We start from the raw sequence: 11,018 nt of genomic DNA, 5'->3' as shown, positions 1-11,018 counted from the left end.
GCGGGTCATGTGGCGGAGCCACCTGGCCCGCCACCCCGTGCGTCGAGCGTGCGTGCCGGGCGTCGCGACGCCGCGGAGATCCATCAGAAGGGCCCCTAGGGCGCCGTCAGCTCAGGAAGTCCCGTGCGATCTGTTCCGCCACCCGCTCCAGGATCGGTCCGGCGTCGGCGATGCACTTCACCAGGTCCGGTTCGAGTGCGGTGAGCGGGTAGGCGCGGCGGATCCCGGCCCGCCCGATCGCCTCGGGCGGCAGGGCGAGGCGGCCGCAGACCGCCACCACCTCCTTGCCCGCGGCACGGGCGGCCGCGGCCACCCCGGCCGGTGCCTTGCCGTGCAGCGTCTGCTCGTCGAGCGAGCCCTCGCCGGTGATGACGAGCGATGCCCGTTCCAGCGCCGGCGCGAAGCCCAGCACGTCGAGCATGACCTCGATGCCGGCCCGGAACCGGGCGCCGAGCAGCAGCGCGCCGTAGCCGATGCCGCCGGCCGCGCCGGCGCCCGGCGACAGCGCGTACCCGGCGGCGCGCGAGCCGGCCTCGGTCTCCAGGACCTTCACGAAGTGGGCCAGCGCCGCGTCCAGGAGTTCCACGTCGTCGGGCAAGGCGCCCTTCTGCGGGCCGTAGACGGCGGGCGCGCCCTTCGGGCCGGTCAGCGGGTTGTCGACGTCGCTGGCCAGGATCAGGTCCACCGAGGACAGCCGCGGATCCAGCCCGGACAGGTCCGCGCGGGCCAGTTCGGCGAGTCCGCCGCCGCCCGGCGACACCGGTTCGCCGTCCGCGTCGAGGAGACGCGCGCCGAGCGCCGACAGCATCCCGGCCCCGCCGTCCGTCGTGGCACTGCCTCCGACGCCGAAGACGATCGTGCGGGCGCCCGCGTCCAGCGCGGCCCGCAGCAGCTCTCCGGAGCCGTACGTGGAGGCCGTGAGCGGCGCGAAGACCCCGCGGGGCAGCCGCTGCAGCCCGCTCGCCTCGGCCATCTCCACCACCGCGGTGTCGCCGCGCAGCGCGAACGCGGCGGTGACCTCCTGCCCGAGCGGGCCGGCGACCCGCCGCTCATGCCGTTCGAAACCGGCCGCGACCGCGGCGGCCACCGTGCCGTCCCCGCCGTCGGCGACGGGCAGCGCCGCCACGTCGAGGCCGGGCACGATCCGCCGCAGCCCCGCCGCGACCCGCTCGGCCACCTGCACGGCGGTCAGCGAGCCCTTGAACTTGTCCGCGGCGATGAGCACATGCTGTGTCACCTGTATCCCCTTGCATTCCGGGCCTCTCGCACGTCAAGGCCAGTCGCGCCGCTGCGACCTTAACCGGAGGACGCCGTCCCCGTCATTCCCCGGCCCGGGCGGCGCCACGGCGGTCCGGGCGCGGGCCCGGCCTGGTTACCCTGCCTGGGTGACCACCACCGACACCTACGCCGCGTACATCGCGAGCCTCCCCCGCGTCCTCGCCGGGGCCGCCGCGCTCTTCCTGGACGCCGAGGGGCGGGTCCTGCTCGTCGAGCCCAACTACCGGGAGGGCTGGGCGCTGCCGGGCGGGACCGTGGAGTCCGACGACGGCGAGACCCCTCGCCAGGGCGCCCGCCGGGAGACCCTGGAGGAGATCGGCCTGGACCGGCCGATGGGCCGGCTGCTGGCGGTGGACTGGGTGCACGGCACCGGCCGGCCGCCCGTCGTGGCGTACGTGTACGACGGCGGCGTCCTCACCGAAGCCGACCTCCAGGCGATCGTCCTCCAGGAGGAGGAACTGCTGTCCTGGCGGCTGGTCCCCCGCGAGCAGATCACCGACCACCTGTCCGGCGCGCTCGGACGGCGCGTACTGGTCGCCCTGGACACCCGCACGGAGGGCTCGGGGACGGCGGAGCTGGAGAACGGTCACCGGGTCGAGTGAATTCCGGCCTCGCCGAGCCGGCGGCTGCCGCTCACCCCAGCACGCGGAACTCGTTGCCGTCGGGGTCGGCCAGCAGCACCGCGCCGTCGCCGCCGTGGTCGGAGTCGAGACGCTTCGCCCCCAGGGAGAGCAAACGCTCGACCTCGGCCTGCTGGTCGTCGTCCGGTGCGAGGTCGAGGTGCAGGTCCTTGCCGGGATCCGGCATGAGCGGCGGCCCACCCCACGTGATCTTCGTACCGCCGTTCGGTGACTGGATGGCGGTCTCCTCGTCCTGGTCCCAGACCAGCGGCCAGCCCAGCGCCTCGCTCCAGAAGTAGCCCACGCTCCGCGAACCGTCGCAGGCGAGCGCTCCGATGAAGCCGCAGCCGGCGAGGAACGCGTTGCCCGGCTCGATGACGCAGAACTCATTGCCCTCGGGGTCGGCGAGGACCACATGGGACGCGTCCGGGCCCTGGCCGACGTCGGCGTGGCGCGCGCCCAGGGCGAGCGCCCTGGCCACGGTCTCCCGCTGGTTCTCCGGGGAGGAACTGGTCAGGTCGAAGTGCAGCCGGTTCTGGGCGGTCTTCCGCTTGCGGGAGGGACGGAAGCGCAGGCGGTAGCCGGCGTCGTTCCCGGACAGCAGGGCGACGCCGTCGGAGGAATCGCCGGCCTCCTCCAGCCCCATGACGCCGGACCAGAAACGCGCCAGGTTCTCGGGGTGGTGCGCGTCGAAGGAGATCGCGGAGAGTCGGCTGCCCATTGCGCCACGCATCCTCGGTCCGTTGCCTGCCAACGGTCGGCGGGGCGCCGTGCCGGCGCCTTGGACGAGGATCCTAGAAGCGGGCCGGCCCCGGCCGCAGCCGAGTATTCCGCCGTCAGCGCCGAGCTCACGCCGCACGACGGCCGCGCCGACGACGTCGTCCGCGAACCGGTGGGAGGAAACCCGTGTCAGAACAGGCCCGCACCCCGTTCGAAGTCCAGCAGGCGCTGCTTGCGGGGCAGGCCGCCGCCGTAGCCGGTGAGGTTGCCGTCGGCGCCGATCACCCGGTGGCAGGGGACGATGATGCCGACGGGGTTGCGGCCGTTGGCGAGGCCGACCGCGCGGGAGGCCCGGGGGCTGCCGAGGGCGTCGGCGAGTTCGCCGTAGGTGCGGGTCTCGCCGTACGGGATCCGGGTCAGCTGGTCCCAGACGCGGCGCTGGAACGGTGTGCCGTTCAGCCGCAGTTCGACGGTGAACTCCTTCAACTCGCCTGCGAAATAGGCGGCGAGCTGTTCCTCGGCCTCGGCGAACAGGTCGTCGTCGCGGTCGCCGAAGGACTCCTCGGGCGGCCGGTGGCGCTGCTCCTCCATGTACAGGCCGCAGAGGGTGCCGTCCTCGGCGACCAGGGTGAGCGGGCCGTAGGGGCTCTCGGTCACGGTGTGGTTCTTCACGGCAAGGTCCTCACACGGGAAGGAAGTTGATCGGGTGGCTGTCGGTCGCCCACAGGTACTGGACGGCGTAGGCGCGCCAGGGGCGCCAGGCGGCCGCACGTGCGGTGAGGGCGGCCGGGGTGCCGGGCAGGCCCAGTTCCTGGGCGGCGCGGCGGATTCCGAGGTCGGTGGGGAGGAAGGCGTCCGGGTCGCCGAGGGCGCGCATGGCGACCACGTCGACGGTCCAGGGGCCGAAGCCGGGCAGGGAGAGGAGCCTGGCACGGGCTTCCGCCCAGTCGCTCTCCACACCCAGGTGGAGGGTGCCGTCGGCCAGTCGGCTCACCAGGGTGGTGAAGGTGGTGCGACGGCTGCGGGGCATCGCCAGGGACTCGGGGGGTACGTCCGCGAGCGCCTCGGGGGACGGGAACAGGTGGGTCAGGCCGCCCTCGGGGTCGTCGACCGGGGTGCCGTGGGCCGCCACCAGGCGGGCCGCGTGGGTACGGGCGGCGGCCGTGGAGACCTGCTGGCCGAGCACGGCCCGGACCGCGAACTCCGCTTCGTCCACCGTGCGCGGCACCCGCCGCCCCGGCGCCTTGTCCACCAGCGGCGCCAGGACGGGATCCGAACGGAGCTGGTCGTCCACGGCGACCGGGTCGGCGTCCAGGTCCAGGAGCCGACGGCAGCGGCTGATGGCGACGGGCAGGTCCCGCAGGTCGCTCAGGGCGAGCCGGCAGGCGATGTGGTCGGGCTTCGGCGCGAGGGCGGCGATGCCGTGGCCGTACGGCAGCCGCAGGGTCCGCCGGTAGGCGCCGTCCCGCCACTCCTCCACGCCGGGGACGGCGGTGGCCGCGAGGTGTCCGAACAGGTTGTCGGGGTTGAGCGGCGCCCGGAAGGGGAGGCGCAGCGAGAGCGCGCCCGGGGCGTGCTGCGCGGTCCTCGGGCGGCGGTCGCGCAGCTCGGTCGGCGAGAGCGCGAAGACCTCGCGGACGGTGTCGTTGAAGGTGCGGATCGAGGAGAATCCGGACGCGAAGGCGATCTCCGCCATCGGCAGGGCGGTCGTCTCGATCAGCAGGCGGGCGGTCTGGGCGCGCTGGGCCCGGGCGAGGGCCAGCGGGCCGGCGCCGAGTTCGGCGAGCAGTTGGCGTTCCACCTGCCGGGGGCTGTAGCCGAGGCGGGCGGCGAGGCCGGGCACGCCCTCGCGGTCCACGACCCCGTCGGCGATCAGCCGCATGGCGCGGGCGACCAGGTCGGCGCGCTGGTTCCACTCCGGGGAGCCGGGGCTGGTGTCGGGACGGCAGCGCTTGCAGGCGCGGAAGCCGGCCTGCTGGCAGGCGGCGGCGCTCGGGTAGAACGTCATGTTCGCGGGCTTGGGCGGTACCACCGGGCAGCTGGGCCGGCAGTAGATGCGCGTGGTGAGGACGGCGGTGAAGAACCAGCCGTCGAACCGCGCGTCCTTCGACTGAACGGCCCGTACGCAGTGCTCTCGGTCGAGGTGCATCCCTTTCTGCATGGATCCAGCATCGGCCACGGAAGGTGGCCGGTGCTGGCGGGAATCCGACACGAAGGTGGGCTGACCTCGGGTCGCGGGAAGGTCCTCGGGGAAGGGCCCCGCAGAAGGGCCCCGCAGAAGGGCCCCACAGGAGGGCCCCCGCGGGAGGGGCCTCGGGTCAGAAGTAGTGGTCCTGGTCCAGGTCGGCGAGGAGTCCGGGCTGCTCGGGGCGCCAGTCGTACCGCTGCCGGGTCATGGCGCTCGACGTCGGGTTGTCGTTGACGCAGAAGTGGGCGAGCCAGCCGAAGTGTTCGGTCGCCTGAGCCCGGGGCAGGGAGACCGCCGGCACGTCGAGGCGGCGGCCGATCACCTCGGCGATGTCGCGGAACCGTACCTCCCCTTCGGCGACCGCGTGCAGGACGGCGCCCGCCGGGGCCGCCTCCAGGGCCCGGCGGTAGAGGGCGGCGGCGTCCAGGCGGTGCACGGCGGACCAGCGGTTGGCCCCTTCGTCCGGGTAGGCGGCGACGCCCTTGTCCCGGGCGACGCCGATGAGGGCCGGCACGAACGCGTGGTCGCCCGCACCGTGTACCGAGGGCAGCCGGAGGGCGCTGACCCGCACCCCGCGGTCGGCCAGGGCCAGTGCGGCCCGTTCCGACTCGGCCCGGTGCGCGCCCGGCCCGGCGGGGTCGGGACCGTCGGTCTCGGTGCCGACGCGGCCGGGGGCGAGCAGGCCGGTCACGGACGTGACGACGAGGGGGCGACCGGAGTCGGCGAGGGCGTCGCCGAAAGCGGCCAGGGCCGCGAGCTCGATGCGCAGGGCGCCGTGCAGGTCGGAGAAGTCGTGGTGGAAGCCGGTGTGGACCACCCCGTCGGCTCCGGCGGCCGCGGCCCGCAGCCCGTCGACGTCGTTCAGGTCGCCCCGGTGCGCCTGCGCTCCCGCCTCCTTCAGGGCCGCCTCGGCCGCGTCCGAACGGGCCAGGCCGAGCACCTGGTGCCCGGCGCCGAGCAGTTCGCGGACCACCGCGCTGCCGACGAAACCGGTGGCGCCGGTGACGAACACACGCATGACAAATCACCTCACGGGGAGTGCTTCTGGTGGGATGACCACAGCGTGCGCCCGACGACGGGGCCGGGTCCAAGACCTGTTCCGCACCCCGTGTTGCCTGTCCGGTTATCACCGCAGCTCACCGGCGTTTCGCCGGCGCGCGGGTAGAGTCGCGGGGTGCCCGATTCCCCCGTACCGGCGGTGGACCTGGAGCTGCGCCTGGTGCGTTACTTCACCGTCGTCGCCGAAGAACTGCACTTCGGTCGCGCGGCCGACGCGCTTCGTCTGGCGCAGCCCTCGCTGAGCCGGCAGATCCGGCGGCTCGAACAGCAGGTGGGTGCCCGGCTGCTGGACCGCAGTCCGCGCGGCACCCGGCTCACGGAGGCCGGGGAGGTCTTCCTGCCGCAGGCGAGGGAGCTGCTGCGGACGGCCGGCCGGGCCGCCGCGAGCGCGCGGTCGGCGGCCGCCCACGCCCCGTTCACCGTCGGGTTCACCACCCATATGATCGTCACCCCGGCCGTCCGGGAGCTGCGCCACCGTCATCCCGGGGCGGATGTCCGGGCCCTGCACCTGGACTGGAACGACCCGCGCGAAGCGCTGCTGGACCGTCGCGTCGACGTGGTGGTGACCCGGTTCCTGTTCACCGCCGACGACCTGGACGTCACGGTCCTCTACGAGGAGCCGCGCGTCCTGCTGGTGCCGCTCGACCACCGGCTGGCGGGCAAGGAGTCGGTCACCCTGGCCGACTTCTCCGAGGAGCAGCTCCCGCGTTTCACCGGCGCCGACCGGATCGGGGCGAACCCTCCGGGCCACACCCGGCTGGGCCCCGAGGTGGACTCGCTGGAGGACAAGCTCGAGCTGGTCGCGAGCGGTGAGGTGGTGACGCTGGCACCGGCCGGGTTCGGCGGGAACCTGCGGCCGGACATCGCCGTCGTCCCGGTGGCGGACGCCACGCCTCTCCAGGTGGTCCTCGCCACCCGGGCCGGCGACCGTCACCCGCTGTTCCCGGCGTTCCGCCGCGCGGCCGAGGCCCACCTGGTCCCGGACGGCGCCGCCCGGACCGGAGAATCGGTGCGGGGCGGCGCCGCCGTCGGGAGGAGTTCCGGGTGGGCCCGGACGCGTCAGGTCGTGTCCGCGGACTCGTCGCCGCGGACCACGCACAGCGCCCAGATGATGAAACCGGACAGCGCGATCATCACCACGGACCAGACCGGGTAGTACGGCAGGGACAGGAAGTTGGCGATGATCACCAGCGCGGCGATGGCCACGCCGGCGCCGCGGGCCCACGCGGCGGGCTGCAGGAGGCCGACACCGACGACCACGGCGATCACGCCGAGGACCAGGTGGATCCAGCCCCAGCTCGTGAGGTCGAACTTGAAGACGTAGTTGGGCGTCGTGACGAACACGTCGTCCTTGGCGATCGCCATGATGCCGCGGAACACCGCGAGCAGACCGGCGATCATCAGCATGACGGCGGAGAAGGTCGTCAGTCCGCCGGCCCACTGCATCTTGGCGGTGTGCGGGTGGTGCGCGGGGTGTGTCGCTGTCATGCGCCTGCCTCGATTCGTTCTCGCAGATCTCGTGGTGCTGCTGGTGCTGGTGGTGCGGTCAGCGCCCGTGGGTGGTGGGCACGGCGCCGGTGCGTGGGGTGGTCGGGGCGGCGTCGCTCAGGACCAGTGCCTTGGCCCGGCGGAACTCCTCGTCCGAGATGTCGCCACGGGACTTCATCTCGGAGAGCCTGGCCAGTTCGTCGACGCTGCTGGTCTGGCCGGTGCCGCCCTGGGCGGTCTGCCGGATGTAGGACTCGAAGGCCTTCTGCTGGTCCCGGGCCTGGGAGATCTCGCGCTGCCCCATGCCCTTGCCGCGGGCGATCACATAGACGAGAACGCCCAGGAAGGGGACCACGATGCAGAGGGCCAGCCAGCCGGCCTTGGCCCAGCCGCCCATCGAGTCGTCGCGGAAGATGTCCACGATGACCCGGAACAGCAGGACGAGCCACATGATCCACAGGAACAGCCACAGCATGGTCCAGAAGGCGCTCAGCAGCGGATAGTCGTACGCGAGGTAGGTCTGCGCGCTCATTTGTGTCCTCCGTCCACGGCGCCGGCCGGTCGGCCGCGCTCTGCGGTTTCAGGGTGCGCACGACGGGCTCCCGGGGTCCTCACCCGGTGCGGGTGATCGTGCGCTGCTGTGCGGTACGCCTGGTCACTCCGGACGGCGCCGCATCTCCACGACCCGCAGTCCGAGTGACTGACAGCGGTTCAGCAGGCCGTACAGCTGTGCCTCGTCGATGACGGGACCGAACAGGACCGTCTGGCCGGACATCGTCACGTGTTCCATTTCCGGGAAGGCCTGCGTCAGCGTCTCGGACATGGCCCCTTCGACGCGGATCTCGTAGTGCATGAGCCGTCTCCCGCCGCGGTGTGCTGCGGTCTGTGCACCGATCCTGCGCCGCGCCGGGCACCGTCGGCCTCACCCGACGGAGGTGATCCGGGTCCGGTCTGCGGTGACCGCCGCGGGCGGGCGGTCACAGCAGGCCGCGCTCGCGGGCCCGGCGCACCGCGTCGCCGCGCCGGCCCACCCCGAGTTTCCGGTAGACGCTCTTGAGGTGCGTCTTCACGGTGTTCACGGAGACGTACAGGTCGGCGGCGATCTCCTGGGTGGACATCAGCTGCGCCAGCCTGCTCAGCACCTCGCGCTCACGTCCGCTCAGCTCCTCCACGAGCAGCGGCGACGCCTCGGGGACGGCACCGGCGCCGTCGCCGTACAGCCAGCCCGCGGCCAGGCCGTGCAGCTGCGGGGTGTCCAGCAGGCGCCGGATGCGCGGTCCGGCGTCCAGGAACGGGCGGCGCAGCCGGTTCCCGCGGGCCTCCAGGAGCGCCTTGGCGAGCAGTCTCCGGGCGGTGTCGGCGTCCCCCGTCTCGACCGCGGCCAGCGCGTGGACCAGGGTGGCCCGCACGGTGACCCCGGGACCTCCCCCCTCGTCCGCGCACAGCGGGCCCGCCGCCTCGACCGCTTCGTCGCGGTGCCCGGTGACCAGGCGCGCCCAGGCCAGCTCCGCCGCGCACACGGACCCGTCGGGGCCCCGGACCCCGTCGAGCACCCCGGCGGCCGCCTCCGGGCGGCCCTCGGCGAGATGGGCCGCCGACGAGGCCAGGGCCGCGTCGGCCCGGACCCAGGGCGAGGTGACGGTGGCCCGTACGGCCGGGGCGGCCGCGTCCGCGGCGGCCTCCGGGTCGCCGAGCGCCGCCAGCAGCCGTGCGGTCGCCAGGGCCCGGCACCCCTCGGTCACCGGGTCGGGCGCCGCGGGGCCGGGGCCGGACTCGGCGGCCTCGGCCAGCAGGGTCCGGGCCTGGTCCAGCTCGTCGCGGTCGACGGCGACGGTGGCCAGCACCAGCTGCCCGAGCCCGGCGCCCGGGAACGGATGGCCTCCGCAGTGCCGGGTCACGGCCGTGGCGGCCAGGGCCCGGCTCTCCGCCCGGTCGAGCCGGCCGTCGAAGTAGTCGAGCAGCGCCAGGTGCCCGAGGCAGTCCTCACGCGGCAGTTCCGTCGCGGCGTCGGCGAGGGCGGCCACCTCGGTGAGGGCGGCGCGGGCCTCGTCGAAGCGCCCGGCCCACACGCGGGCCGAACCCAGGTGGGTGAGGAGCAGCGCGCCGAGCTCGGGGTGGCGTGCCAGCTGGTCGGCGGGCACCTCGTGGCGGAGTCGCTCGGCAGTGGCCATCGCCTGCTCGGCCTGGCCGGGGGCACCGGTCAGCCGAGCCGCCAGGGACTCCAGGAGCACCCGGCTCAGCCGGCTCGCGGCGGCGGGCTCCCCCGGCGCCGGGTCCTGCGCCGCGTGGCCGAGGTGGACGAGGCCGCGGTCGAGGTCGCACCCGGACAGGTCGCGGGCCGCCCGCACCAGGTCCACCGCCGCGCCGGTGGCCTCCGTGTCCATCCGGGAGAACAGTTCGGTGAGGTCGTCGGCGCGCGGCCCGGTGAGCAGCCGGCCGATCGCCAGGTCGTCGACGACGGCGCCGGCGGTGAACTCCCAGTCGGCCGCCGCCGCGCCGTGGGCCAGTGCCTCGGGTACGGCGCCGTGGGCCCGCAGCCAGCACGCGGCGCGCCGATGCAGTTCGGGTTCCCGCTCCGGGCGGCGCGCCCGCAGGTGGACCCGGAGGATCTCCGCGAACAGCGGGTGCAGCCGGAACCAGGAGTGCCCGAGGTGCTCGACGAAGGCGTTCTGGCGGCACAGAGCGGCCAGCCGCGGTCCGGCGCCGGGGCGGCCCGTGAGGGCCTCGGCCAGTTCGGGACAGAACCGGTCGAGGACGCTGACGCACAACAGCAGGTCCTGCGTCTGGGGCGACTGCCGGTTGAGCACCTCGGCCAGCAGGAAGTCGGCGATGACACTGTGACCGGCCTCGAACTCCTTGAGGTACGTCTCCGGGTCCCCGCTCTGCCGGGCGGCGAGGGCGCTCAGCTGCACTCCGGCCGCCCAGCCGCGGGTGCGCTCCACCAGGGCGCGCGCGGCCTGGGCGGGCAGCGGCAGGTCGTGCCGGGCCAGCAGGTCGGCGGCCTCCTCGGGGGTGAAGGCCAGTTCGTCGTTCCTGATCTCGGTGATGGCCGCGGCGGCCCGGTAGCGGTGCAGGGGCAGCAGGGGTTCGGTCCGGGTGACCAGGATCAGCCGCAGGCCCTGTCCGGCGTGGTGCAGGACGAACTCCAGTTGCTCGGCGGGCTCCGGGGCGGACAGCCGGTCGAACTCGTCGAGGACCAGGATCGCCGGCCGGCCGCTCCCGTTCAGCTCTTCGGCGAGCCGGCCGAGCAGCCGGTGGCCGACCATGCCGATGGTCCCCGGGCCGCCGATGCCGGCGGGGAGCGCGGTGCCCGCGGAGCGCAGGGCGTGCAGGACATTGGTCCAGAACGTGCCGGGCCGCTGGTCGCCCGCCTCGTGGGTGAGCCAGGCGACCGGTTGTCCGAGCCCGGCGACCCAGTCGGCGACGAGGAGGGTCTTTCCCGCGCCGGCCGCGCCGTTGACCATGGTCAGCGGCGTGTGGAGGGCCTGGTCGAGGTGCGCGGTCAGCCTGGGCCTGCGGACGAAGGTGGCGGGCCTGGCCGGTGCGGCGAACCGGGTACGCAGGAACGGCTCCCCCGACGGGCCGGTGTACCCGGCGGCCCGCCCCAGTGCGCTGTCGTCGTTCGCGGCCACAGACATCACCACCTGTGTCCGGCCGGCCGTGGC

The 11,018-nt window shown here is 74.3% G+C and carries 11 protein-coding genes; 2 read left to right on the top strand and 9 right to left on the bottom strand.

What is annotated here, in order from left to right:
• Positions 1-106 precede the first annotated feature (106 nt).
• Positions 107-1,225, bottom strand: a complete 1,119-nt coding sequence (locus AB0958_RS30860) for a glycerate kinase (RefSeq protein ID WP_366893759.1) — start codon at positions 1,223-1,225, stop codon at positions 107-109.
• A 160-nt stretch (positions 1,226-1,385) separates the two neighbouring features.
• Here AB0958_RS30860 and AB0958_RS30855 point away from each other — a divergent pair, with 160 nt between their 5' ends.
• The gene (locus AB0958_RS30855) at positions 1,386-1,880 is read left to right on the top strand and encodes an NUDIX hydrolase (RefSeq protein WP_366893755.1); all 495 of its coding nucleotides are present in this window, start codon (positions 1,386-1,388) and stop codon (positions 1,878-1,880) included.
• 31 nt (positions 1,881-1,911) lie between these two features.
• On the opposite strand, the gene AB0958_RS30850 is transcribed toward AB0958_RS30855, so the two are convergent.
• The 4 genes from AB0958_RS30850 to AB0958_RS30835 all read right to left on the bottom strand — a co-directional run bounded on the left by AB0958_RS30850 (position 1,912) and on the right by AB0958_RS30835 (position 5,824).
• Positions 1,912-2,619: a VOC family protein gene (locus AB0958_RS30850; protein ID WP_366893754.1), complete on the bottom strand. Its 708-nt coding sequence runs from the start codon at positions 2,617-2,619 to the stop codon at positions 1,912-1,914.
• 188 nt (positions 2,620-2,807) lie between these two features.
• The gene (locus AB0958_RS30845; RefSeq protein WP_366893753.1) at positions 2,808-3,290 is read right to left on the bottom strand and encodes a methylated-DNA--[protein]-cysteine S-methyltransferase; all 483 of its coding nucleotides are present in this window, start codon (positions 3,288-3,290) and stop codon (positions 2,808-2,810) included.
• A gap of 10 nt (positions 3,291-3,300) precedes the next feature.
• Complete coding sequence (locus AB0958_RS30840; RefSeq protein WP_366893758.1) at positions 3,301-4,767, bottom strand: AlkA N-terminal domain-containing protein; 1,467 nt, start codon at positions 4,765-4,767, stop codon at positions 3,301-3,303.
• 169 nt (positions 4,768-4,936) lie between these two features.
• Positions 4,937-5,824 (bottom strand): SDR family oxidoreductase, encoded by an 888-nt coding sequence (locus AB0958_RS30835; RefSeq protein ID WP_366893752.1) that lies wholly within the window; start codon positions 5,822-5,824, stop codon positions 4,937-4,939.
• 156 nt (positions 5,825-5,980) lie between these two features.
• Here AB0958_RS30835 and AB0958_RS30830 point away from each other — a divergent pair, with 156 nt between their 5' ends.
• Positions 5,981-7,021, top strand: a complete 1,041-nt coding sequence (locus tag AB0958_RS30830) for a LysR substrate-binding domain-containing protein (protein WP_366893751.1) — start codon at positions 5,981-5,983, stop codon at positions 7,019-7,021.
• On the opposite strand, the gene AB0958_RS30825 is transcribed toward AB0958_RS30830, so the two are convergent.
• The 4 genes from AB0958_RS30825 to AB0958_RS30810 all read right to left on the bottom strand — a co-directional run bounded on the left by AB0958_RS30825 (position 6,925) and on the right by AB0958_RS30810 (position 10,991).
• The gene (locus tag AB0958_RS30825; protein WP_366893750.1) at positions 6,925-7,353 is read right to left on the bottom strand and encodes a hypothetical protein; all 429 of its coding nucleotides are present in this window, start codon (positions 7,351-7,353) and stop codon (positions 6,925-6,927) included. The genes AB0958_RS30830 and AB0958_RS30825 overlap by 97 nt on opposite strands.
• 58 nt (positions 7,354-7,411) lie before the next feature.
• Positions 7,412-7,885 (bottom strand): SHOCT domain-containing protein, encoded by a 474-nt coding sequence (locus tag AB0958_RS30820; protein ID WP_366893749.1) that lies wholly within the window; start codon positions 7,883-7,885, stop codon positions 7,412-7,414.
• Between the two features lie 123 nt (positions 7,886-8,008).
• A complete protein-coding gene (locus AB0958_RS30815; protein ID WP_366893748.1) occupies positions 8,009-8,206 on the bottom strand; it encodes a hypothetical protein in 198 nt (65 codons plus the stop codon).
• Positions 8,207-8,330: 124 nt separating this feature from the next.
• A complete protein-coding gene (locus AB0958_RS30810) occupies positions 8,331-10,991 on the bottom strand; it encodes a LuxR C-terminal-related transcriptional regulator (protein ID WP_366893747.1) in 2,661 nt (886 codons plus the stop codon).
• Between the last annotated feature and the right edge of the window lie 27 nt (positions 10,992-11,018).

The organism is Streptomyces sp. NPDC006655, assembly GCF_040703965.1.
Lineage (GTDB): Bacteria > Actinomycetota > Actinomycetes > Streptomycetales > Streptomycetaceae > Streptomyces.
This window is presented reverse-complemented; position numbering and strand designations above follow the sequence as displayed.